The sequence below is a fragment of the Acinetobacter sp. 766875 genome (genome assembly GCF_000582055.1).
Classification (GTDB): Bacteria; Pseudomonadota; Gammaproteobacteria; order Pseudomonadales; family Moraxellaceae; genus Acinetobacter; species Acinetobacter nosocomialis.
In genome coordinates, this window is the sequence record NZ_JEXX01000003.1 from 60,820 (window position 1) to 85,274 (window position 24,455).

At 40.0% G+C, this 24,455-nt stretch carries 23 protein-coding genes; 12 read left to right on the forward strand and 11 right to left on the reverse strand.

The window, feature by feature from the left end:
• The first annotated feature begins 5 nt into the window (after positions 1–5).
• From J576_RS04380 to J576_RS04390, 3 genes are all read left to right on the forward strand, one after another.
• Positions 6–515 (forward strand): DUF1543 domain-containing protein, encoded by a 510-nt coding sequence (locus J576_RS04380; RefSeq protein WP_002051570.1) that lies wholly within the window; start codon positions 6–8, stop codon positions 513–515.
• A gap of 152 nt (positions 516–667) precedes the next feature.
• On the forward strand, positions 668–880 hold the full coding sequence (locus tag J576_RS04385; protein ID WP_002051387.1) for a hypothetical protein: 213 nt from the start codon (positions 668–670) through the stop codon (positions 878–880).
• Positions 881–1,147: 267 nt separating this feature from the next.
• The gene (locus J576_RS04390; protein WP_002051169.1) at positions 1,148–2,143 is read left to right on the forward strand and encodes a DUF2804 domain-containing protein; all 996 of its coding nucleotides are present in this window, start codon (positions 1,148–1,150) and stop codon (positions 2,141–2,143) included.
• A gap of 8 nt (positions 2,144–2,151) precedes the next feature.
• On the opposite strand, the gene J576_RS04395 is transcribed toward J576_RS04390, so the two are convergent.
• Positions 2,152–3,027, reverse strand: a complete 876-nt coding sequence (locus J576_RS04395) for a metal-dependent hydrolase (RefSeq protein WP_002051450.1) — start codon at positions 3,025–3,027, stop codon at positions 2,152–2,154.
• Between the two features lie 122 nt (positions 3,028–3,149).
• Between J576_RS04395 and J576_RS04400 the strand changes: the two genes are divergently transcribed.
• The 5 genes from J576_RS04400 to J576_RS04420 all read left to right on the forward strand — a co-directional run bounded on the left by J576_RS04400 (position 3,150) and on the right by J576_RS04420 (position 8,475).
• Positions 3,150–4,199, forward strand: coding sequence for an AraC family transcriptional regulator (locus J576_RS04400; protein ID WP_002051100.1), 1,050 nt, complete (start codon positions 3,150–3,152; stop codon positions 4,197–4,199).
• A 244-nt stretch (positions 4,200–4,443) separates the two neighbouring features.
• Positions 4,444–5,247, forward strand: coding sequence for a tryptophan synthase subunit alpha (gene trpA, locus J576_RS04405; RefSeq protein WP_002051145.1), 804 nt, complete (start codon positions 4,444–4,446; stop codon positions 5,245–5,247).
• On the forward strand, positions 5,244–6,140 hold the full coding sequence (accD, locus tag J576_RS04410) for an acetyl-CoA carboxylase, carboxyltransferase subunit beta (RefSeq protein ID WP_002051365.1): 897 nt from the start codon (positions 5,244–5,246) through the stop codon (positions 6,138–6,140). The genes trpA and accD overlap by 4 nt, the downstream gene beginning before the upstream one ends.
• On the forward strand, positions 6,137–7,423 hold the full coding sequence (gene folC / locus J576_RS04415) for a bifunctional tetrahydrofolate synthase/dihydrofolate synthase (protein WP_002051191.1): 1,287 nt from the start codon (positions 6,137–6,139) through the stop codon (positions 7,421–7,423). The genes accD and folC overlap by 4 nt, the downstream gene beginning before the upstream one ends.
• Positions 7,414–8,475, forward strand: coding sequence for an SPOR domain-containing protein (locus J576_RS04420; protein WP_002051347.1), 1,062 nt, complete (start codon positions 7,414–7,416; stop codon positions 8,473–8,475). The genes folC and J576_RS04420 overlap by 10 nt, the downstream gene beginning before the upstream one ends.
• A gap of 28 nt (positions 8,476–8,503) precedes the next feature.
• Here the strand turns inward: J576_RS04420 and J576_RS04425 are convergent, their stop codons facing one another.
• The 3 genes from J576_RS04425 to J576_RS04435 all read right to left on the reverse strand — a co-directional run bounded on the left by J576_RS04425 (position 8,504) and on the right by J576_RS04435 (position 10,875).
• Positions 8,504–9,082, reverse strand: a complete 579-nt coding sequence (locus tag J576_RS04425; protein WP_002051273.1) for a dual specificity protein phosphatase family protein — start codon at positions 9,080–9,082, stop codon at positions 8,504–8,506.
• Positions 9,079–9,891 (reverse strand): MBL fold metallo-hydrolase, encoded by an 813-nt coding sequence (locus J576_RS04430; RefSeq protein ID WP_017394138.1) that lies wholly within the window; start codon positions 9,889–9,891, stop codon positions 9,079–9,081. Before J576_RS04430 ends, J576_RS04425 begins: the two co-directional genes overlap by 4 nt.
• Before the next feature lie 333 nt (positions 9,892–10,224).
• Positions 10,225–10,875: a peroxiredoxin gene (locus J576_RS04435; RefSeq protein WP_002051157.1), complete on the reverse strand. Its 651-nt coding sequence runs from the start codon at positions 10,873–10,875 to the stop codon at positions 10,225–10,227.
• Positions 10,876–11,281: 406 nt separating this feature from the next.
• Here J576_RS04435 and secA point away from each other — a divergent pair, with 406 nt between their 5' ends.
• Both secA and J576_RS04445 read left to right on the forward strand, forming a co-directional pair.
• Positions 11,282–14,005 carry a preprotein translocase subunit SecA gene (gene secA, locus J576_RS04440; RefSeq protein WP_002051382.1) on the forward strand — a complete coding sequence of 908 codons (2,724 nt, stop codon included), beginning with the start codon at positions 11,282–11,284 and terminating at the stop codon, positions 14,003–14,005.
• A gap of 130 nt (positions 14,006–14,135) precedes the next feature.
• Positions 14,136–14,579, forward strand: a complete 444-nt coding sequence (locus J576_RS04445) for a hypothetical protein (RefSeq protein WP_002051244.1) — start codon at positions 14,136–14,138, stop codon at positions 14,577–14,579.
• Positions 14,580–14,645: 66 nt separating this feature from the next.
• Here the strand turns inward: J576_RS04445 and J576_RS04450 are convergent, their stop codons facing one another.
• Complete coding sequence (locus J576_RS04450; RefSeq protein ID WP_004712018.1) at positions 14,646–15,956, reverse strand: MFS transporter; 1,311 nt, start codon at positions 15,954–15,956, stop codon at positions 14,646–14,648.
• A gap of 134 nt (positions 15,957–16,090) precedes the next feature.
• A complete protein-coding gene (gene trhA / locus J576_RS04455) occupies positions 16,091–16,732 on the reverse strand; it encodes a PAQR family membrane homeostasis protein TrhA (RefSeq protein WP_031951188.1) in 642 nt (213 codons plus the stop codon).
• 127 nt (positions 16,733–16,859) lie between these two features.
• On the opposite strand from trhA, the gene J576_RS04460 reads away from it, so the two are divergent.
• Both J576_RS04460 and J576_RS04465 read left to right on the forward strand, forming a co-directional pair.
• The gene (locus J576_RS04460; RefSeq protein ID WP_002051319.1) at positions 16,860–18,071 is read left to right on the forward strand and encodes a class I SAM-dependent methyltransferase; all 1,212 of its coding nucleotides are present in this window, start codon (positions 16,860–16,862) and stop codon (positions 18,069–18,071) included.
• Between the two features lie 12 nt (positions 18,072–18,083).
• Positions 18,084–18,503 carry a GNAT family N-acetyltransferase gene (locus J576_RS04465; RefSeq protein ID WP_002051563.1) on the forward strand — a complete coding sequence of 140 codons (420 nt, stop codon included), beginning with the start codon at positions 18,084–18,086 and terminating at the stop codon, positions 18,501–18,503.
• Between the two features lie 29 nt (positions 18,504–18,532).
• Here J576_RS04465 and J576_RS04470 read toward each other — a convergent pair whose 3' ends face one another.
• From J576_RS04470 to J576_RS04490, 5 genes are all read right to left on the reverse strand, one after another.
• Positions 18,533–19,393 (reverse strand): patatin-like phospholipase family protein, encoded by an 861-nt coding sequence (locus J576_RS04470; protein ID WP_004885324.1) that lies wholly within the window; start codon positions 19,391–19,393, stop codon positions 18,533–18,535.
• A gap of 15 nt (positions 19,394–19,408) precedes the next feature.
• Positions 19,409–19,663, reverse strand: coding sequence for a hypothetical protein (locus tag J576_RS04475; RefSeq protein WP_002051419.1), 255 nt, complete (start codon positions 19,661–19,663; stop codon positions 19,409–19,411).
• Positions 19,664–19,827: 164 nt separating this feature from the next.
• Positions 19,828–21,963 carry a 3-hydroxyacyl-CoA dehydrogenase NAD-binding domain-containing protein gene (locus tag J576_RS04480; protein WP_002051102.1) on the reverse strand — a complete coding sequence of 712 codons (2,136 nt, stop codon included), beginning with the start codon at positions 21,961–21,963 and terminating at the stop codon, positions 19,828–19,830.
• A gap of 20 nt (positions 21,964–21,983) precedes the next feature.
• On the reverse strand, positions 21,984–23,189 hold the full coding sequence (locus J576_RS04485) for an acetyl-CoA C-acetyltransferase (RefSeq protein ID WP_002051455.1): 1,206 nt from the start codon (positions 23,187–23,189) through the stop codon (positions 21,984–21,986).
• A 171-nt stretch (positions 23,190–23,360) separates the two neighbouring features.
• Positions 23,361–24,371, reverse strand: coding sequence for an AraC family transcriptional regulator (locus J576_RS04490; RefSeq protein ID WP_002051267.1), 1,011 nt, complete (start codon positions 24,369–24,371; stop codon positions 23,361–23,363).
• Positions 24,372–24,455: the final 84 nt, after the last annotated feature.

Below are 24,455 nucleotides of genomic sequence, written 5' to 3' on the forward strand. Positions count from 1 at the left end.
AAAAAATGCCAAGTTTGTTTATGGTAATGTTGGGTGGCCGTCATGCGCGTGCCAATACAGAAGTCCATGACATCGTTATGGCTGTAGGGGATACTTTAGAAGAAGTTTACCCTCAACTTAAACAGGCTTGGTTTGGTGAGGCTCAAGGGTTACATATCGATGCTTGGGCCAAGCTTTCAGGGGTTAGCTCTCAAGGGCAAAACTATCAAATCCAGTTTACCGATGCAGCCCCATCAGCTTCAGATCTAAAGTTATATTTGATTAATCTGGGTGGATATACACCCCAAGCTTTTGGTGAGTTGCATAGTTATCATTTGGTTGTTGCACCTGATGCGGTAAGTGCAAAACAATTAGGTAAACAGTTTATAGATCAAGAGTGGCATAAACCACACACTGACCGTGTAGTGGATATTGATGATTGTATTCCTATTGACCATATTGCGGGTCGTTATATACAGTTAGTGCAAGGTGAGTTCAATCCAACACGTTGGGAAAATACTTATTTACTTCTTTAACTGTTCTTAAAAAAAGCTTAAAGGCAAAAATAAAATATAAAAAGTTGCTGATCTCATGTATAGCTCGCTCAAATCGCAACTTTTTTGTACCACTATTTACAATTCATCTGCTTAGACTAGAAGCTCAACATAAGCTCTTTGGAGTAATCAAAATGGGTCTTCTAGATGAAGTAGGTAAAATTGCTGGTGCAATTATCGCGGAACAAGGCGTCGATAAATTAGATCCAGATGCAGGTTTTCTAGAAAAAGCAGCTGGTGCTTTTGCTGGCTATGAAGCAGCAAAAATCGCTGAGAAAAAATTGGAAAATCAGGACAGTAACGAGCAAGAATCAGAGCCAGAACAGGCAAGTGACGATGATGCTTAACTTTTAGAAATTGAATTACACTTAAATCGAGAGTTGAATTTGATTTTGTTGATGGAGTGGGTCATAGCTACTGAAATAGACCCTCAAAGAGTTTAAGTTATCGTATATAGATTTAAGTGAATATCAGAAAAAAGAGCATATCAATATGCTCTTTTTTTATGGCTAAATCAAAGTCATTTGAAGATCAAAACAGATAAGTAGCCAACTGGTCAGTGATCAGTCTATTATTAGTCAATAGCTGAACAGGAAATCAACGGATAATAAATAATGGATTTAATTCAAGAAAATGGACAGCCTCGTTATGGGCGTTTTGAATCTGTACCGTCGACTATTCATGTACAACGTTATATCTATAAAACGCCTTATGGTAAGGTTTTAAAGGGCTGGCGTAAGCAATTAAAGTATAAAAAATTTAAATTCTGTGGCATTCAGCATAAACACTACAGTATTGGTCTAGCCATTGCAGATATTGGTTGGGTTGGACATGGTTTTTTCTATATTTTTGATCATGAGACAGGACAAGTCATTGAGTGGAACGCCATTCAACCTTTAGGTCATAAAACTCATCTTGATGAGCAGCCATTATTTAATCAAAGTTATTTTTCTAAATCGCCTTATCAACTAGATATTCAACATGCTAATGGTGTGCGATATATTCGGGTGACTAAATATGGGGAAATTTGCCTGAGCGCCCGTATTTTTTGTGCTGGAACAGATATTTTAAGTTTGTGTACCCCAACAGGTATCAATGGTTGGACATATACCCAAAAGCAGACCACTTTAGCTGTAGAGGGAATGTTCATGAATAAACAGAATCAACTTATACAATTTGATGAAAAGACATTTGCATCGCTTGATGATACTTGTGGATTTTTACGTCCCGAGACAGCATGGTTCTGGCTTTCATGTAATTTTTGGGATGAACAGGGGCGACGTATTGGGTTGAATTTGGCTTCTGGGGTCAATGAAAGTTTTGGTAATGAAAACTGTTTATGGGTAAATGGGGTTTTATTTCCACTCACTGATGTTTTGTTCGAAAAAATAAATGATGAAAAATGGAAAATTAGCTCTTTAGATCAAAAACTTAATCTAGAAGTGCATGTTGGTTGGTGCCGATACGAAAATATAAATTTAAGAATGATTGGCAGCCAATTCAACCAGTGGCAAGCTAAAATTACTGGCACTATTGAACATGAAGCAATTGATACGATTACTTATAATGAGCAATACGGTCTATTAGAACAACATTATGCAAAATGGTAACAAGCAGGTTATAAACCTGCTTGCCAAAATGCCTCACCCGCTGCGATAGGGTCATTTGTTTTTTCTAAAGTCTCAATCCAAACAGGGTACTGACGAATAACTGCATGTTGGCTTGGGTGAAAATCTTTTTTAAACCAGTCCAGATATTGCTTTTTCATAGCCGTTAATGTGCCATTTTTGCCAAAGAACCAAGGTAAACCTTTGAGTGTCATCGATAACCTTTCTTTAGGGCTAAACCCATCACATTTCAACATGATGTTGGTTCTATAGAGGGTAAAACCAAACATGAGTACAGTTGTTAAAACAAGTACAAAGCGACGGGTTGACTCTGGAACTTCACCCACCTGTCTCATGACATCAAATGCCACATCACGATGCTCCATTTCTTCGATAGCATGCCATGCAAATAATGCGCGAACGTAAGGATGAGCATTTTCCAAGGTTTTTTTATTGCTATAAAAGGTTTCTGCCATTAATGCTGTTAAATGTTCAGCCGCGGCTGTCATTGCAATATTGTATTGTGGTGAACGTTTGGTAAGCTCAAAACGGAAAATTTTTTTAAGTGTGCTTGTGAACTCATCCACAGGCATACCTTGTTCTTTCATGAGCTGATTCATTTTGTCATGGGCAATACCATGTTGAGCTTCTTGTTTAATAAAATCTGCAACTCGCTTTTGTAGTTCCGGGTCATCAATTTTGTCACGGAACATTCGCACACATTCAATGAAGTAACGCTCTCCGTCGGGAAAGGTTAAGCTGAGTGCATCAAACATGCGAGTCAAAAAAGGATCGTTATTAAACCAAAAGCGTGGTGCTTCGTTTAAATGAAAATCTAGATCTTTGCGAACCACTGGCTCGACCTGATAAGAAACATGTGCGTTCATCTTTGTATTTCTCGCAACTAAGCTTTTCATTAGTATGTCGTGAATGGTCGGCTTTGTTTTGACAGTTATCGCCAATTTTTATACAGTTTGCGACAATATGGCAGTAAAAAAAAGGAAACGCCATGCAAGAGTTTACGATCTCAAATGGATACTTTTACCTTTGGAATACGTATTTAAAAGAAAAGGGAATAGCGTGGCAGTCACTCAATTTAAGTGACACTCAAACTCGGCAAATACAAAATATTTTATCTGCCTCTATTGATGCTCAGTCCTCCTTACATCTTTTTACTGAGCTTTTAGAACTAACCGAATCTCGATTACAAGTGACCAATTTGGCTTTAGAAATGGCAGCCTGTATTACACCTGCCAATTTTGGCGTGCTGGGTTATATGGCCTCCAGAAGTGATACCTTAGGTCAAGTGGTTAAATATATTGCTAAATTTCATCGCCTAGTAATAGATGGGGAGCAAGTTGTACCCATACAAATCGAGCAAGATGCTTCCAAAATTCGCTTGTATTGGCCTTTGGTTGATGACAGTAATATTGTGCTTAGTGAGTTAACCTTAGCCGCAATGGTACAGCTTGCTAAAGAGATTGCTCCCTTACATGATTTTCTTTTACAACATGTCGAATTTGTACACCGACCTCGGGGGCCATTGGTTCTTTATCAACGCTTCTTTCAGTGCAAATTGTCATTTGACCGACCGTACTATGCATTAACTTTTGCAAGTGAAAGTTTAAATGTTCGCCCCCAGCATGCAGACCCGACTTTAGTGCAGCTTTTAGTAAAACAAGCTGAAGAAGCTTTGGTTCAACGGAAAATACATACCGATTTAGTTCAGCAAATACATTGGATCATACAAGAATATTTAAAGCATAAGCAGCAGGCTCCAAAAATAGAAGATATTGCCATCGAACTTAATGTTTCAGTACGAAGCTTGCAGCGTCAACTACAGGCATTAAACACTTCATTTAAATTAATTTTAGATACTGAGCGTATGAAGCGCTGCGAGATATTGTTAAGTCACAATGAAAGTCTTACTGCGATTGCTGACCAGTTGGGTTATTCCGATCAGTCTGCACTTGCGAGGGCACATAAAAATTTAACAGGGCAAACATTATTAACTCGTAAAAAGCAATTGCAACTCACCCATAAAAATACAGAGAAATAGATTTTTTGATGATTTTTTATTCATATTGCAAACGAATAATGGCTCAAAAATAGGAAGCTTTGATCATTGAGAAAAGTTTCAAAATATTGATAAATGTACGCCATGGGTTGTATGAATCATACAATCGAATATCGCCATAACGTTAGGCCTGTTCAATGAGCAAAAAATAGCGTTAAAATGCGGTGTTCTTGTATTTCTACAAACAACTCCTCAATTTTAAATAATTCAAGGAAAGCACAACCCTATGTCACGTCTTGCCACCCGTTTTGAAAAGCTGCAGTCCCAACAACGTAAAGCGCTTGTATCTTATGTCATGGCGGGGGATCCACAGCCACAAGTAACAGTTCCGTTACTTCATAAAATGGTTGCGGCAGGAGTAGACGTTCTTGAGCTTGGTTTACCATTTTCAGACCCGATGGCTGATGGTCCGGTTATTGCGCTTGCTGCGGAACGCGCGCTTGCGGCAGGGACGAACACCTTAGATGCATTGAACATGGTAAAAGAGTTTCGTGAACAGGATCAGGAAACCCCTGTTGTTTTGATGGGTTATCTCAATCCTGTTGAAGTGATTGGTTATGAGAAGTTTGTTTCTTATGCGAAACAATGTGGTGTAGATGGCTTATTACTTGTGGATTTACCACCAGAAGAGTCAAAAGAATTTGGTGCGATCTTAAAACAGCATGATATGGACCAAATTTTCTTACTTGCACCAACTTCAACTGATCAACGTATTCAACACGTAGCAAATCAGGCAAGCGGTTTTATCTACTATGTTTCACTTAAGGGTGTAACAGGTGCAGCGACTTTAGATACTTCTGAAGCGGCTGCGCGTATTGAAAAAATCAAAAGTATAACTAACGTTCCTGTTGGCGTTGGTTTCGGAATTAGTGATGCTGCATCAGCGAAAGCGATGGGTAGCGTTGCAGATGCCGTGATTGTAGGTAGTGCTTTCGTTAAATCTTTTGCAACGTTAACAGCTGATGAAGCTGTTGAACAGACGGTGAATAAAGTCAAGGAGCTTCGAGCAGCGCTCGATGAGTTAGTATGAATCAAGAAGTGAAATCAGGGAAAGTTCTTAGCCCTTCGACGCCATGGACACAGCGTCCAGTTCCAGGTATTGAAGTTGCAGATGAGCAACAGACTCTCAAAGCAACATTTACTGAGCCGACTATTGAGTGCCCTGAATGTCATGCTTTAGTGACACGTACAGCTATATCTTTCAATGCGTATGTATGTCCACAGTGTGACGAACACTTAAAAATGAAAGCTCGCGATCGCTTAAACTGGTTCTTCGACAATGTTGTAGCTGAATTAGGTCAAGAATTTAGCGCCAAAGATCCTTTAAAGTTTGTCGATAGCAAACCGTATCCAGAACGTATGCGTGAAGCGCAAACTAAAACTGGTGAAACGGAAGCCCTCATTGCTATGCAAGGAAACTTAAATGGCGTAGACATGATTGCATGTGCTTTTGAGTTCGACTTTATGGGTGGCTCAATGGGTACTGTAGTAGGTGACCGTTTTGTTAAGGCGGCTGAGCTTGCAATTGAAAAACGCCAACCTTTAATCTGCTTTGCAGCTTCTGGTGGTGCACGCATGCAAGAAGGTATGTTGTCACTTATGCAAATGGCGCGTACTTCTGCTGCAATTCAAAAATTAAAAGATGCAGGTTTACCTTATATCGTAGTGTTAACCCACCCAGTTTATGGTGGTGTAACTGCTTCTTTAGCAATGTTGGGCGATATCCATATTGCAGAACCTAAAGCAATGATCGGCTTTGCTGGTAAACGTGTAATTGAGCAAACTGTACGTGAAACATTGGAAGAACCGTTCCAACGTGCTGAATATTTGCTTGATCATGGTGTAATCGATCAGATTGTTCATCGTCATGCTTTACGTGATACTGTATCTCGACTTGTATCGAAATTGATGAACTTACCTTGAAACAACAAGCTCCACTTTCAACAGACTCTTTAGATACATGGCTCAATTATTGGAGCCATGTTCACGTTACAGGGATCGATCTTGGTCTGGAACGTGTTATTCCCGTAGCAGAAAAATTAGGAGTGACAAAACCCACTGCTAAAGTTTTCACTGTTGCCGGAACAAACGGGAAAGGTTCAACTACAACAACACTTGCGTCTATATTAAAAGCACAAGGTTATAAAGTTGGGTTGTATCAATCGCCGCATATCTATCGGTTTAACGAACGAGTCAAATTAGGTGGAGTCGAGGTTGATGATCAAAGCCTGATTGATGCTTTTGTACAAGTTGATCAGGCTCGTCGCGATTGCGATTTAAGCTTATCGTTTTTTGAAGCAACCACTTTGGCTGCTTTTGTCATTTTTAAACAGCAACAATGCGATGTATGGGTGCTTGAAGTCGGTTTAGGCGGACGTCTGGATGTCGTCAATGTCATTGACCCTAATATTGCTGTGATCACCAATATTGGTCTTGACCACACTGACTGGTTAGGCGATACCATCGAGAAAATTGCTTTTGAAAAAGCAGGTATCATTCGTCCTGATATTCCAGTCATTTTTGCAGGTGAGCAAGTTTTACCTCAAGCCATTCAAGATAAAACCAATAGTTCAAAAGCGACACTATACGCGATTAACAGAGACTATTTCTATAAACTCGCAAATGATGGAAAACACTGGTATTTTGCAAGTGAAGGAACTACTTTAAAACTGCCATTAGGGTCACTTGCAATTGAAAATATTGCAGGAGCAGTTGCTGCTGTCTTAAATAGCGGACTTGAAATCTCACAATCGGCGCTAGAGGAGGGCATTGAAAATGCTCGCTTGGCAGGACGCTTTGAAGTGCGTCAAGTCAATGGAAAAACCATAATTTTCGATGCTGGACACAATCCACATGGTGTTGAATTTTTGTTAAAGCAATTGCGAAATTTCTTAGAATACAATAAACAGTACACAGAAGTTGTCGCAGTATTTTCAATGCTGGCAGATAAAGATATAAAATCAGTAGTCGATTTATTGAAACCTACTGTTTTACATTGGAAAATTGCTGAGTTGAATGTGCCGCGTGCTGCACCGATTCAGCAATTGAATGACGCCCTACAAGGCCAGACAATACAACAATTTGGCAATATCAAAGAGGCTTTTAAATCAGCGCTTGAGCAGACAAATAACAATCAGCTGATTTTAGCCTGTGGTTCGTTTCATACTTTAGAAGCGATTTGGGAGTATTTGGAAGAATGTCAATGAATAACAAACAACGCTGGATGGGTGGCGTTGTTTTATTAGGTGGTGGTGTTTTATTGGCAGCATTACTTCTAAAAGGAAATGAAGAAATAAAACATGTGGGCGCTGAACCACAAACCTCTACATCACCGAAGCCACAAGCTAAGCCAAAGCCATCCGCACAAGAAGGGCAGATGGTACAGCTACAGCCGCTTGCAGTAGATGTGGAAACAGAGAAACGTCTTCTGGAAGAACAACGCCGTTCCCGTGAAAAAGCTGTCGCGGAACAAGAAGCTCGTGCTGCTCAGTTCTTGGCAATGCAACAACAAGCAGAAGCAGATGCAGCGCGTAAAGCCGCTGCAGAATATGCTGCGATTAATGCACGCCGTGCTGCTGCGCAGGAAAGTTCAGATAATATCCCTCCTGAAGTTGCAGGTGGTGAAGGTAAGACAAAAGGACAGCAGACTGATACAAAAAAGCCAGTAGATACAGTTAAAGCAGATGCAGATAAAAAAGCTGCTGAAGCGAAGAAGCAAGCAGAAGCCGACAAAAAAGCCGCTGAGGCAAAGCGTCAGGCCGAAGCTGATAAAAAAGCAGCAGAAGCTAAGAAACAAGCCGAGGCAGAAAAGAAAGCTGCTGAAGCTAAAAAGCATAAGGCTGAAGCAGAGAAAAAGGCTGAAGAAGCTAAACATCAAGCTGAGGCGGAAAAGAAAGCTGAAGCTAAGAAACATGCTGAAGCAGAAAAGAAAACAGCAGAAGCTAAACATAAAGCTGAAGCAGAGAAAAAAGCTGAAGCTGAGAAAGCGCGTGAATTGCTTGAAAATGGCGATAAGAAATGGATGGTACAGGTTGCATTGGCTGCTAATCAGGCAAATGCAGATGCTGTTGTTTCTAAACTACGCGCTAAAGGTTATAAGGTCACGACAAGCCCAACCAGTAAAGGTATTCGTATTATGGTTGGTCCAGCAAAAGACCGTGATACTGCAGATGCAGCTCGTAAGAAAATTACCTCTGACTCCAGTTTAAACATGAAGTCAGCTTGGGTGATTGATTGGGTGCCATTAGATCAGCGCTAATCTGATCATAAGTTTATTCAAGATCTAGTTAAGATGGATTCGACAATTGTTGTTGAATCCATTTTACATTTTCAGGGGTGAATAAACGGTCAATATTTTTCCAAATAATATGGTAACCATAACCCCCTTGTTTCATTTCTTTAACAGCATCATCAATTGTCCAATCTTTAAAAATAATTCGGTACATTGCAACGCTGGCACCGGTACGGTCTGAACCATGGTAACAGTGTAATAAAACACGTTGGTGATTTTGTTTGGCAATTTTAATTTGCTGCATGACTTCTAATAGATCTTGTCTGTTAATAGCCCATGTGTCGATAGGAATATGAACAAGATTAAAATTTTCATTTTTAAATACTAATTCATCTGAGTCTTTAGCTCTTAAATTAATAATAGTTCCAATTTGATGGTGCTTTAACTCGGGAATCATTGCTGCATTTGGTTGTTCGCTACGAAAAACATCATTACTCACTTGATAGAAATTATGGGTTTGAGAAACTAAAGTTCCCCAATCTTTGGGTCTATGCTCATGTGCAATGCTTTCATGTTGCATACATCCTTGTAGGTTTAAACACAGAACAAAAGCAATGAGGGAGAGTTTTTTCATGTTTGATACCGTCGAAGCTCATGAGGATCATGGGCACAAATAATTTCAATCGTTGGCTCATGTTGAGCCAAATGCTGTATTTTTTTCAGGTTAATAAGACGCTTTTCATTGTCTTCTGCAAATGTTTTTTCCAGAAGGGTTAGCGATCTTAATTTATTTTTAGGATTTAACTCTAGGTGTGAGTAGTAAGCATCTCCGCAGAACAATAACCACTGATTTTGCTGTTTGATGGCAATACCACAATGTCCTGCGGAATGGCCTAATAATGGCACCATTAAAATTTCGTCTTGGAATAACGGGAAACCTTTGACTTTTTCAAGATTAAACCATTTTTCACCCTGTTGATATTCAACAAAATTCCAGTATCGATGATGATTATATTGATTGGTTCTATAACGAAGCTTACCTTTAAAATTAGGCAATTGTGCAGCATTATATTCAGCGGCTAATACATGAACTGTGGCATGAGGAAAATCCGAAATGCCACCTGCATGGTCAAAGTCGAGGTGAGTCACAAAGATGTGTTGTACATCTTTAGGATGGAATCCCAGTTTTTGTATTTGCTGAATCGCGCTGAATTCAAGATTCGGCTCAATTTTCCCCAAACGTTTGACTAAAGAGCCAAGGCGCTGTTGCATGTGTAAATAGTCTTGCAGACCAAATCCGGTATCAATGAGCACAAGGCCTCGATCAGTTTCGACCAAAAGACAATGGCATACAACCTCAGCTTTCCAGCCTTTCTGCCCAAATAAAGGTGCGCAGACAGGACACATACTGCCGCATTTCAAATGATGAATTTTATGGATCATAATTTTTGTTTTTTGCACAAACTCCTTGGGAGTTATAACTGATCTCGACAGTAAAAACCATGTGTATTCAATAATGCAAAAAAAAGCCATCGGTTGAGATGGCTTGGAGATGGAACATTCGTTTATGAGCTTTAGTTAGTTTTCTTTGCTTTTTCTCATTATTGATTACGCGCTTTATTGGTTTTTTAGGCAACTTTTCAAATGTCTACCTATGCGCTTCGCTTATCTTGCAGGAAACTTTTCAGATGCTTGCCTACGCGCTTCGCTTATCTTGCAGGGAACCTTTCAGATGCTTGCCTACGCACTGCGTTTGTCTTGCAAGTGATAAAGCCTTTATTCGGCTTTATCACTTTCAGGCTGTGGTGTGAGACGTAAATAAGGTTTCACCGCAGTATAGCCTTTAGGGAAACGTTGTTTAATTTCTTCTTCATCTTTCAAAGAAGGAACAATCACAACATCCTCGCCTTGTTGCCAGTTCGCTGGAGTAGCTACTTTATGCTTGTCGGTTAATTGTAATGAATCTACTACACGTAAGACTTCGTTAAAGTTACGACCAGTCGAAGCAGGGTAAGTAATAATTAAACGAACTTTTTTGTTCGGATCAATAATGACTAAAGAGCGAACTGTAAGCGTTTCGCTAGCATTTGGATGAATAAAACCATAGAGCTCAGATACTTTGCGATCTTTGTCGGCAATAATTGGAAAATTAACTGTAGTATTTTGAGTTTCATTAATGTCATTAATCCAGCCTTTATGCGACTCAACGTCATCTACAGATAGGGCAATCGCTTTAACATTACGTTTTTCAAATTCATCTTTTAGTTTTGCTGTATAACCCAATTCAGTTGTACATACTGGCGTATAGTCGGCAGGGTGTGAAAATAAAATGCCCCAACTATCACCTAAAAAATCATAAAAACTAATTGTGCCTTCGCTTGATTCTTGTTGAAAATCAGGGGCAGTGTCTCCTAATCGTAATGTCATGATCTTTCCTCAGTTGCTTAAAATTTGTTATATGTTGAAATGACTATGCCGCAATTTATTTATTATTAAAATTATTGTTTTTTTATTTTATTATGAACTTTTTATATAAGTGTAAATATATATGACTAAAACTCGTTAATTTATGGCCTGAATCAATGTAACTTTAAGATAAATTTGCTAAATTAGATTTCTCGGAAGTTGTGTTCAATAGATAAGCGTTAATGTTGAGTTTTAGGTGCCAGATGCATTAAAGGGGCTTAGATAAAGGGTAAAACCGTTTATCTAACTATCAGATTTTTTTTATGGGTTTTGTGCAAACCCCTTGTACTTCAAATTTCTGACACCATAATAAACGACTGAGAAAAAATTTATTCATTTGACCAAGCAAGATTTAGAGAGTTTATCCATGTTGGCAAGTCTGATCGGAGGTATCTTCGGTACAAAAAATGAGCGTGAACTCAAACGCATGCGCAAAATTGTTGAGCAAATCAATGCGCTCGAGCCGACGATATCAGCTTTAAGCGATGCAGACTTATCTGCAAAAACTCCAGAATTCAAACAACGTTATAGCAATGGCGAAAGTTTAGATAAGTTACTCCCTGAAGCGTTTGCAGTTTGTCGTGAGGCAGCAAAACGTGTGATGGGCATGCGTCACTACGATGTACAATTGATTGGTGGTATTACTCTCCACGAAGGCAAAATTGCCGAAATGCGTACCGGTGAAGGTAAAACCCTTATGGGTACTTTGGCGTGTTACCTAAACGCATTAAGTGGGGAAGGCGTTCATGTGATTACCGTGAACGATTACTTAGCACAGCGTGACGCTGAGTTAAACCGTCCATTATTTGAGTTTTTAGGTTTAAGCATTGGTACAATTTATTCAATGCAAGAACCGTCAGAAAAAGCAGCGGCTTATCTTGCTGATATTACTTATGGTACCAATAACGAATTTGGTTTTGACTACTTACGTGACAACATGGTGTTTTCTTTAGCAGAAAAGAAACAACGTGGTTTGCACTATGCCATTATCGATGAAGTTGACTCAATCTTGATTGATGAAGCACGTACCCCATTAATTATTTCTGGTCAAAGTGAAGACTCTTCACATCTCTATACGGCAATCAATACAATCCCACCAAAACTACGCCCGCAAAAAGAAGAAAAAGTTGCGGATGGTGGACATTTCTGGATTGATGAAAAGCAACGTTCAGTTGAAATGACTGAAATCGGTTATGAAACTGTAGAGCAAGAACTTATTCAAATGGGCTTGTTGGCTGAAGGCGAAAGCTTATATTCGGCAACAAACCTAAATCTTGTTCACCATGTATCTGCCGCTATTCGTGCGCATTTCTTATTCCAACGTGACGTTCATTATATTATTCATGATGGTGAAGTCATCATTGTTGATGAGCATACTGGCCGTACAATGCCGGGTCGTCGTTGGTCAGAGGGTCTGCACCAAGCAGTTGAAGCAAAAGAAGGTTTGGAAATTCAGCCTGAAAACCAGACTTTAGCGACAACTACATTCCAGAACTATTTCCGTCTTTATAAAAAGCTTTCAGGTATGACAGGTACTGCTGATACTGAAGCTGCGGAAATGAAGGAAATTTATGGTCTTGATGTTGTTATTATTCCGACACATCGTCCAATGATTCGTAATGACCAAAACGATTTAATCTATTTAAACCGTAACGGCAAATATAATGCGATTATTCAAGAAATTATGAATATTCGTGAGCAAGGTGTTGCACCGATTCTAATTGGTACGGCAACTATTGAAGCCAGTGAAATTCTATCTTCTAAATTGATGCAAGCTGGTATTCACCATGAAGTGTTGAACGCTAAACAGCACGAGCGTGAAGCAGATATTATTGCTCAGGCGGGTAGCCCGAATGCAGTAACAATTGCAACCAACATGGCTGGTCGTGGTACAGATATTATCTTGGGTGGTAACTGGAAAGCGAAGCTTGCCAAGCTTGAAAACCCAACAGCAGAAGATGAAGCACGTCTGAAAGCACAGTGGGAGCAGGACCACGAAGATGTATTGCAAGCAGGTGGTTTGCACATTATTGGTTCTGAACGCCATGAATCACGTCGTATTGACAATCAGCTGCGTGGTCGTGCGGGCCGTCAAGGTGACCCTGGTGTTTCTCGCTTCTATTTATCTCTTGAAGATGACCTCATGCGTATTTTCGCAGGTGACCGTGTTGTTGCCATGATGCGTGCAATGGGCTTACAAGAAAATGAAGCGATTGAACACAAAATGGTAAGTCGCTCTATCGAAAATGCTCAGCGTAAAGTTGAAGCACGTAACTTCGATATTCGTAAGAACTTATTGAAATACGATGATGTGAATAATGAACAACGTAAGATCATTTATTCACAACGTGATGAAGTGTTAGCTGAAAATACTTTACAAGATTACGTTGAAGAGATGCATCGTGAAGTCATGCAAGCCATGATTGCCAACTTTATTCCACCTGAGTCAATTCATGACCAATGGGATATTGAAGGTTTAGAAAATGCTTTACGTATTGATTTAGGTATTGAACTTCCGGTTCATGAATGGTTAGAACAAGACCGCCGTCTTGATGAAGAGGGTCTGGTTGAGCGTATTAGTGACGAAGTGCTCGAACGTTATCGTCAACGCCGTGCGCAAATGGGTGATGAGTCAGCAGCAATGCTTGAGCGTCATTTTGTTCTAAACTCTCTTGATCGCCACTGGAAAGATCATTTAGCTGCAATGGATTATTTGCGCCAAGGTATTCACTTACGTGGCTACGCGCAAAAGAACCCGGAGCAGGAATACAAAAAAGAAGCGTTTAACCTGTTTGTGAACATGTTAGGCGTCATTAAAACTGATGTTGTGACTGATTTGTCTCGTGTACATATTCCAACACCAGAAGAACTTGCAGAAATGGAAGCTCAACAGCAGCAACAAGCTGAGTCGATGAAGCTTTCTTTTGAACATGACGATGTAGATGGCTTAACAGGTGAAGTGACTGCCTCTCAAGAAGCACTCAATGAGCCGGCTGGTGAACAACAAATGTTCCCAGTACCAGAAAGTCGTAATGCACCATGTCCATGTGGTTCTGGTTTAAAATATAAACAGTGTCACGGCAAAATTTAATTTTCGTGATAAAAAAAGCAGAACAATCGTTCTGCTTTTTTTTCATTTGTAGTAAGCCTGTGAATAATGTTTGCAGTTTTAAGTATTAAATGCTATTTACTTCTCATCCAGAGTGTATGTTGGAAAGACAATGAAAAAAGTATTACAACCTTTATTTTTAACTGTTCTTGCTGTACCAAGTTTCGTTTTCGCAGCAGAAACAGCTTCAGCACCTCAAACCACAACGGTTGATAAGGTTCTTGCGGCAAAAGGCCCAACTTCGGCTCAAGCTGTAGTGAAACAAGAAAATACGACGGTAATTAGTCCTCGTACAGGTATTCGTTATACATTGGGTAACACAGGTAATCGCCCAATCATTTTACAAACTGCTGCGATTGCTCCAGCAAACTCTGCAAACATCAATCGTATTGTGGCAACGAACCCAGCTCTATCTGCAAAAAGCCAAGAAAAAGCAAAAATTGCATTAATTGGTGAAGCGGCAGTTGCAGGCGCAGCAGCTGTGGCGGCAAGTAATGTAACTGCTCCTGCAGCGACAAACAGTGTTGCACCAGCAAACCCTGCATCAATGAATTAATTTTCATATATAAAAAAGCCGGTCAATTTTGAACCGGCTTTTTTATATTAGGGTGTTTGAAAATACTTAAATCTGATTATTCACATCTTCATTCTTGGTTTCACGAATAAGTAAAAAGGCGACCAATGATAAAAGTGATGCCGCTGTAAGATAATAACCTACAGCATACAAACCATAAGTTTCAGCAAGTTTTGTGGCAATTAATGGCGCAAACGATGCACCAAAAATACCAGCTAAGTTAAAGGTTAATGCTGAACCTGTATAACGAACTGAAGTTGGGAAAATCTCAGAAAGAACCGTACCAATCGGACCATAGGTCAAACCCATAATTGATAGGCCAGTACATAAGAAAAGAAAAACGATAAGAGTATTTCCAGACTCTAACATGCTAGAGAAGAATAATCCGAAGATCGCAGCAGCGATACATACACCAACTGAAGTTGCTTTACGCCCAAATTTTTCTGCAAAAATAGCAGATAAAGGTATGAAGGCTGCAAAACAAAGTGTGGCAAAAAGTTGAAGTTCTAAAAACTCACCACGTGCATATCCCAGTTTTGTCGTTCCCCAGTTAAGTGCAAACACTGTGGTCAAATAAAACACCACGAAAGTACAAATTGCGGCAATTGTGCCGAGAATAAGCTTTCCAGTGTGTTTCGTGACAACTTCTTTAAATGGAATATTAACTTCTTTTTGCTTATCTAAAACTTTCTGGAAAGCTGGAGTTTCATGGAGTTTTAAACGGATATATAAACCAACAATAACCAAAATTGCACTGGCAATAAATGGAATACGCCAGCCCCATTGCATGAATGCTTGTTCAGGAATAGCTGCACTTAAAAGTAAGAATGAACCCGTTGCTAAAATAAAACCAATAGGTGCGCCAAGCTGTGGGAACATGCCATACCATGCACGCTTACCTTCTGGAGCATTTTCAGTTGCAAGTAGTACAGCACCACTCCATTCGCCTCCTAGACCTAAACCTTGTCCGAGACGGCAAACTGCTAATAGTAAGGGCGCGACAATCCCGATTTGGGCATAAGTCGGAAGTAAGCCAATACATACCGTTGATATACCCATAGTAAGCAAGGCTGCCACTAGGGTTGCTTTACGTCCAATACGGTCCCCTAAATGGCCAAATAGCGCTGCACCAATAGGGCGGGCAATAAAGGCAATCGCAAAGGTTGCTAGAGACTGTAATACTGCGGCACTGCCACTGCTAGCAGGGAAAAACAGATGTGGAAAGATAATCACGGCAGCAGTTGCATAGATATAAAAGTCGAAGAACTCAATGGTTGTACCGACTAAGCTTGCAAACAAAACCCGTGTTTTTGAATTGGTGGCTACTACAGGAGCAGCTGTCGCAGAGGTTGACTCCATATAAGTCCTTATATCAGTTAAAATTTATTTTTAGTTTACTATTCTCTTTAAAGGCATATTTTTCTTCAAAGAATAGTGTGAAAGAACATCTTCCATGACTCTTTCAGGATCACTGAATATGAGTGAAAAATGGATTAAACAACGTACCAATAGATTGCAAGAAAGTGTGCACCTGCACCTAAAAGTACAAAAATATGCCATATCGCATGGGTATATCTTACCTTTTTTAACGCGTAAAACAATGCTCCAACGGTGTAAGCTAAACCTCCAGTAATCAATAACATCAAAGCGTCTTTACTTAAATAGGTACGCATATCATCCATTACAAAAACGGCAAGCCACCCCATAAGAACATAAGCGAGCAAAGAGATTTTCTGAAAACGATGAATAAAAACTAACTTGAAAAGTGTACCAATTGCAGCAATGCTCCAGAGTGCAATAAGCAGAATATGAGCTTTTTGTGTAGGTATCGCAATACTCAAGAACGGGGTATATGTCCCAGCAATTAAATAATAAATAGCAGTGTGGTCGAGTTTCTTATACCAGTAACGTAAGTTTTGGGACTGGGCAAAATGATAGAGAGTCGAACTGGTAAAAACGAGAATGAGGCTAAATGAATATACCCACAAACCTACCCACTGTGCGGTGGAAAGATAAGAACCTTTTATAATTAAAAGGATAGATGCAATCACGGCCATAACAACGCCAGCACCATGGCTATAGGCATTAAAAAGTTCTTCTTTAGGATCGTAAGTTTCTAACACCGATTTGCTCATAAGTTTATTTTTTTGATTAAAAATACAAATGTATAGAAATACAAAACAGTCGTAAAGTTATTTTATTTTTAATCCTATACCCTTTAAACTTTCACTTTATATGAGTCACCATTCTTTAGGTATATCAGTGTCGGTTTTCTCCTTTGAGCAAGAACAGCAATTCTTTCATGAAATCAAACAAATGCTTGATGAGCAAAGTTTTGAGCGTTTGATTTTGAGCCAATATAAAGGAGAGGTGGCACAGCTAGAAAAAATCACTTTCCGTATTGTGGAGTTAAATGGGAAAAAACAGCTTTCAGCTTTATATCATTATACTACTCAAGATGTGACTAAAAACTATACCTTTGAAGAGGGTTTAGAACAGATCGCAACACTGATTGTTCAATGCAAACAAGCAAATTTATTTTCAACTCTGCAAGAAATTCAGCTTAAAAAAAATAAGAAAAAAGCCATGCTTAATATGGGTAAAAAGCAAAGTACGAATACGACTCCAACAGTACAAGCGCATGATCGTGAAAAACACCGTTATGTACAGCAAGGCAGTGCATTTTTAAAAGAGCTTGGTATTACCGATGAGAAAGCTCAAATCATTCCAAGCATGGCTCGTAAATGGAAGCAGATTAATAAATTTATCGAAATTTTTGCGAGTGCGTATGAGCAGATCGATGCAGAGCAAAAAGAATTACGCATCGTCGATTTTGGTTCAGGAAAAGGTTATTTAACTTTTGCTTTGTATGATTATTTACAGGAACAACAAAAGATACCGCTGATTACTGGTGTAGAGCTGCGTCGTAACTTGGTGGAGTTTTGCCAGAATGTGGCAGACAAAGTGCATTTTAATCATTTGGACTTTTTTGAAGGCGATGTTCGTAGTTATCAGCCAGAAAAACTGGACGTTATGATTGCTTTGCATGCGTGTGATATCGCGACTGATTTTGCCATTCATACCGGAATTCGTTTGAACGCTTCAATGATTATGTGCGCGCCGTGCTGTCACAAAGAATTACGTCCACAACTACATAGCCCTGAAGTTTTACAACCCATGCTACAGTTTGGTATTCATGCTGGACAGCAAGCTGAGATGTTGACCGATACTTTGCGTGCGTTACTTTTAAAAGCATATGGTTATGAAACCAAAGTTTTTGAGTTTGTATCGCTTGAACATACCAGCAAAAATAAAATGATTTTGGCAACAAAACGCAAAGACGTTTCTCAACCTGATGCGAAAATTATGGCTCAAATTCAAGCATTGAAAGAAATGTATGGGATTAAAAAACAGACCTTGGAATTGTTGTTACAAGATCAGTTGCCAATCGAAAATATTGGTTGCAAATGCTAGGAAGGTGAGTGGATGTATAAAATTATAGCGGGTGATTGGAAACAGCTTGAGAAGGACGCCAAATACATCCGTGAACAAGTTTTTATTCAAGAGCAAGGTATTGCACCCGAAGACGAGTGGGATGATTTTGATGTCACTGCTGTGCACTTTATGGTGTATGACAAAGAGCAGCCTATCGCTACAGCACGCTTGTTACCGCAGCATAGTGTAGGACGTGTTGCTGTTTTAATGCCTTATCGAAAGCAGGGTATAGGTAAAATTTTAATGCAGCATATTATTGACTATGCGCGTAATCAAAAATTGCCTTATTTAAAGCTTTCCGCGCAAACTTATGTGACAGCTTTTTATGAAGCTCTAGGTTTTAAAGTCCAGGATGAAGTTTACCAAGATTGTGGTATTCCACATATTGATATGACTTTAGCGTTAAGTTGAGATTCCTTTTTAGAAATCTCAACTTTGAATTACTTCATCGCATTCCAGTTTTCGATGGCTTGTAAGCCTGTTTCCAAACCAACTTCATAGCTGTAACGAAGCTTTTTCGGATTTGTCGTTAAACGCCCTGCCATATTTTTAAGAGGCGGTGGACATACCTCTAAAATTTGCTGTTCAGGGTTACTGCTACGAACAAATTCAACTGAAGCATTATAACGGGCACAGCGGTTACGCAAGCTATTTGCAAAACCGTAATGGTGTTTAAAAGCATATTTTGCAAGGAATTGGTCGCCTCGACTACTTGCTTTAAAGTAGTTCTTCGGACGAGTACGTAAAACTAATAGCTTTTTGACACCACTTTGCTGAGCCGTCCAGCGAACGGGTAGAGCATCTGCAACGCCGCCATCAAAGTAGGGTTCACCCATAATATCGACGGGATGACGAGTTAAAACCGGAATTGAGCTAGAAGCACGCAGTGCATTTAGCAAATTATCTTTACCAGCACGAAGATACTCAGCATGACCAGTTTTAGCATGCGTCAATACCATATAAAAATCTGGATTTTTGGCAAAAAGGCTCTGTTGATCAAGTGGATGTTCTTTTTCACCAATTTCCCACATCCATTTTAAATCAAGTAAATCGCCACCTTTAAAGAAGCGCTTATAATCGATAAATTCAGGACGTAATGAATGGTCAACATAGAAGGTTAAAGTCCGACCTTGTTGACCTGCTAAGTAGTTAGCCACATTGGTCGAACCAGAAGATACACCAACGTATAAGTCAAAAGGATTGAACTGTTGTTGTAGAAAAGCATCAAGTACACCACTGGTAAAGGCACCACGCATGCCTCCACCTTCTACAACCAGTGCGTTGCGGGAAAAATCTGTCATTTGAAAAATATCTGATTACTGATGTGAATGCTGATGTTCTTGCATGTCCATTTCAGGCATGTTGTCATGCTGACTTTGTTGATCTGTCGATTTTTCAACTTTTTGTTGCATTTCGTGCTGTTGAGCTTTGCGCTGAGCACCTGGCATATAGTCAGGTTCATTACTCATTGCTAAATAGAAAAAGCCAAGGAAAATCGCACTTAAAACACCAACGATCAGAACAAATTTCCAGCCTAAAACTGCTGACTCGGAAGAATTTTTATCGGACATAAGGATTTCTCGAATGTGCTGTAGAAGCACAAAAATGAAATCTATTTATAGCATATTTAGGCAGTAGGCTGAAATCTTAAAGGTCATAAAGAAAAACCCATATAAATAAAATATATTTATATGGGTAAGGTTTATGCAGTTTTTAAATATTTAATAGATTTAAATTATTGAATATTTTGTTTCTGCTCAGCTTTGGTTTTGAGTAACGCAGGGGGCGTGAAGCGCTCACCATATTTGGCAGCCAACTCTTCAGCACGTTTCTCTGCTTTATCAATACCATACTGATTTAGGAATTGAATCGCTCCGCCAGTCCAAGGGGCATAACCAATTCCAAAAATAGAACCGACATTGGCATCAATAACCGACTCCAACACACCTTCTTCGTAACAACGTAAGGTATCTAAGGCTTGTACAAACAAAATGCGATCTATCATATCCTGCTCAGAAATATCGTGATCTTTCTGCCAGCGGTTTAAGCCTTCCCATAGGTGCTTTTTACCATTTTCAGGATAATCATAAAAACCTGCGCCAGCAGCTTTACCTTTACGGTTTAACTCATGAATCATGGTATGAATCACTTCATCTACTGGTGTTTTCGGTAGCTCTCTGCCTTCGGCTTGCAGCGCTTTACGTGCTTCATTGGCAACATGCTCTGTCAAAGTTAAAGACACTTCATCTTGAATCGCAAGTGGTCCCACAGGCATGCCTGCTTTCAGTGCTGCCATTTCAATACGTGCTGGGTGGACACCTTCTGCAAGCAAGCGCATACCTTCTTGAATAAAAGTACCAAACACACGACTGGTAAAGAAGCCACGGCTGTCATTAACAACGATTGGCGTTTTTCCAATTTGCTGTACAAAGTCGTAGGCTTTAGCAAGCGTCTCTGCCGAGGTGTTTTTACCTTTGATAATTTCAACCAACTGCATTTTGTCGACAGGGCTAAAGAAATGCAGACCAATAAACGCTTTATCATCTTTACTTGCTTGAGCTAAACCTGTGATTGGCAGGGTCGATGTATTCGATGCCATTACGCCGTTAGGTGCTAAATATTGTTCAGCTTCTTGAGTGACTTTGGATTTGAGTTCTTGATTTTCAAATACCGCTTCAATAATTAAGTCACAGCCTTGAAGGTCTTGAGCTGACGCTGTAGCCGTAATGAGCGATAAAACCTGATCGCGTTTTTCTGCGGTCATACGGCCTTGTGAAACACGTTTATCTAAGAGTTTTTGTGAGTAAGCTTTGCCTTTCTCAGCATTTTCAACAGATACATCTTTAAGGATAACAGGAATGCCTTTAATTGCGGTTGAATAAGCAATGCCCGCACCCATCATGCCCGCACCTAACACACCAACTTTAGTCGCTTGCCATTTGGCAACATCGGCAGGGCGGCTTGCACCAGACTTAATTGCATTTAGGCCATGCCAGAACGTGCCAATCATATTTTTAGAAATTTGGCCAGTTGCTAGTTGAGTAAAATAGCGAGACTCGATGCGCAACGCTGTATCAACATCAACTTGAGCGCCTTCCACTGCGGCAGCCATAATCGCTTCAGGAGCAGGGTAGCAGCCCTTGGTTTTGTCTTTTAACATGGCTGGTGCAATGGCAAGAACTTGTGCAACTGCCGGAGTTTTTGGATCGCCACCCGGAATTTTATAACCCTTCACATCAAAAGGCTGTTGAGATTTCGGATTTGCCTTAACCCATGTAATTGCTTTATCTAAAAGTTCTTGTTCATTTTCAGCTGTGTCATGAATTAAGCCTAAAGATTTGGCTTTATCGACACCGAACTGCTTACCTTCCATTAAAAATGGAAATGCATTTTGAAGACCAAGCAGACGTACCATACGTACAATACCACCGCCACCCGGAAGTAAACCTAAAGTAACTTCTGGTAGGCCAAATTTGCTTTTCGGATCATTGATTGCAATACGGTGATGGCAACTTAAAGCTATTTCCCATCCACCGCCCAGTGCCGTTCCATTCAATGCTGCAACAACTGGAATACCAAGCGTTTCAATTGTACGTAAATGACCTTTTAACTTCTCAACCATATTGAAAAAGTCAGTTGCATGCTCAGGTTGAACTTGAATTAGCTCATCTAGGTCGCCGCCTGCAAAGAACGTTTTTTTAGCCGAACGGAAAATAATGCCTGAAAGTTCTGTTTCTGCTTTAAGTTTCTGAGTGACCTCATCAAGCGAGTCACGAAACTCAGCATTCATGGTGTTTGCAGATTGTCCAGTTGAATCAAGCGTTAAAATGACAATATTGTCGGCATTTTTTTCGTATTGAATTGCACTCATCTTTATCTATCCCTAAATTTTTATACACGTTCAATAATGGTGGCAATACCCATACCACCGCCGACACAGAGCGTCGCTAAACCGCGTTTTTTATCTTGTCGTTCAAGCTCATCAAGTAGGGTGCCTAAAATCATGGCGCCGGTTGCGCCTAAAGGATGCCCTAAAGCAATTGCACCGCCATTTACATTGACTTTCTCAGCAGGGACATTGAGCTCATTTATAAAACGCATCACGACAGCTGCAAATGCTTCGTTGACTTCAAATAGGTCAATATCATCAATTGTTAAACCAGCTTTTTCCAAGGCTTTGCGTGCAGCAGGTGCAGGACCAGTTAACATGATGGTTGGGTCGGTACCGACTAGGGCAGTCGCCAAAACTTTAGCGCGTGGTTTTAAATTTTGTTCTTTTACTGCTTTTTCTGAAGCTAATAAAACGACAGCCGCTCCATCGACAATGCCTGATGAGTTACCTGCGTGATGAACATGATTTACTTTTTGTGCTTCTGGATATTTTTGTAAGGCAACAGCATCAAAGCCCATTTGTCCCATCATTTCAAAACTTGGGTTGAGTTTTGCAAGGCCTTCGAGTGTGGTATTGCCTTTAATAAATTCATCTTTTTCTAAAATCACCACACCTGAATGATCTTTGACTGGCACAAGTGATTGATCGAAATAACCATTTGCTTGAGCTGCCGCTGCTTTTTGTTGCGACTTCACCGCAAAATTATCAACATCTTCACGGCTATAGCCGTCTAAGGTTGCGATAAGATCAGCCCCGATACCTTGTGGAACAAAAGATGATTTAAGGTTGGTTTCTGGATCTAACGCCCATGGTCCGCCATCAGAACCCATTGGAATGCGTGACATTGATTCAACGCCACCAGCAACCACTAAATCTTCCCAACCAGAGCGGACTTTCATGGCTGCCATGTTGACGGCTTCTAAACCTGAAGCACAAAAGCGGTTAATTTGTACGCCAGCAACATCATCATTCCAACCAGCAGCAATTGCTGCGGTTTTGGCAATGTCCCCACCTTGATCGCCAATTGGTGTTACGCAGCCCAGAACAATATCGTCCACTTTAGATGTATCAAGCTGATGGCGTTGTTGCAATTCGTTTAATAGAGTGGTGAGTAATGATATTGGTTTTACTTCATAAAGAGAGCCGTCTTTTTTTCCTTTTCCGCGTGGTGTGCGAATGGCATCAATAATATAAGCCTCGCTCATAACAGTTCCTTTTTTATTGCTTAAAATTTATTTGTGCTTTGAGTGTACTGGTTTTAATAGCGAGCGCAATGACGATAAGCGCACCAGTCAGGTGATGATTTTTGCCAATAGAGATATAAAAAAAGCCCAAGTTGAACTTGGGCTAGATGTGAATATAAAGAGATATAAGACTTAGTGGTAACCGTGTAGTTGGCGATATAAGCCAGGAGTTACACCAGTCCACTTTTTAAATGCACGGTGGAATGTACTGGTTTCACTAAAACCTACCTGTTGAGCGACATCTTCAAGTGTTAATTCAGGGTTGAGCAACAAGTGAATCGCAGCATCACGACGTAGAGCATCTTTTACGCCTTGATAGCTTTTACCTTCAGCAGCTAAGCGGCGGCGTAAAGTTTGCGGAGATAAATACAGCATTGATGCAACGTCGTTAAGCGTTGGCATTTCTTCACCAATTTGACTCTTGAGTACGTCACGAATACGAGAAGTCAGCGAGTTGGTGTTCTTGAATTTTACTAAAAGCTGAGCAGGGGCTGCTTTCAAGAACTCTTCTAGCGTTTTTTCATCTTGACGGATTGGTAAATCAAGATAATCAGCTGCAAAGGTTATTTCAGTACGTGGTGCATCAAACTGCATAACTGGCGCAAAGAATAAAGCATCATATTCATCTGCATGTGCAGGGCGCGGATAGCTAAAATGAACACGTTCTAATGGTAAGCGGCGTTCAATCAGCCAAGATGCCAAACCATGCCAAATCATGAGCATACTTTCAGTAATGAAATGATCTGGATCTAATGTTTTTGGAATGAGAGGTACTAAACGCGCTTCGTGTTTGTCACGCTCTAGCGTTACTGACCATTCATCACCAAATAATTTATAAAACTGAGATGAGAGTTCAAGGGCTTGGCCCAAGGTTTTTGCATGAATAATCAACTGACACATAATGGCAAAAGTGCCCAAACGACGCGGCTGTACATCAAAGCCGACGTGTTCATCTTGTGTGACCATCCATAACATTTTTATAAAACGGGTATATTGTTCTGGTGAGATTCGAGCTTTAGGTTGACGTAATAGTTCCGCTTCGATACCCACATGTGAAAGTAACGTCTCGACATCCATGCCAAGGCGTTTTACGCCTGTCAAAGCCGCATTCACGAAGTGGATGCTAATCGTATCGCGACTCATATTGAATCCTTCAGTCTCTTTGATGTTCACTTTAAATTGACCTAAATGACCGTCTAAAAAAATAAATTGGCGATTTACAACAGT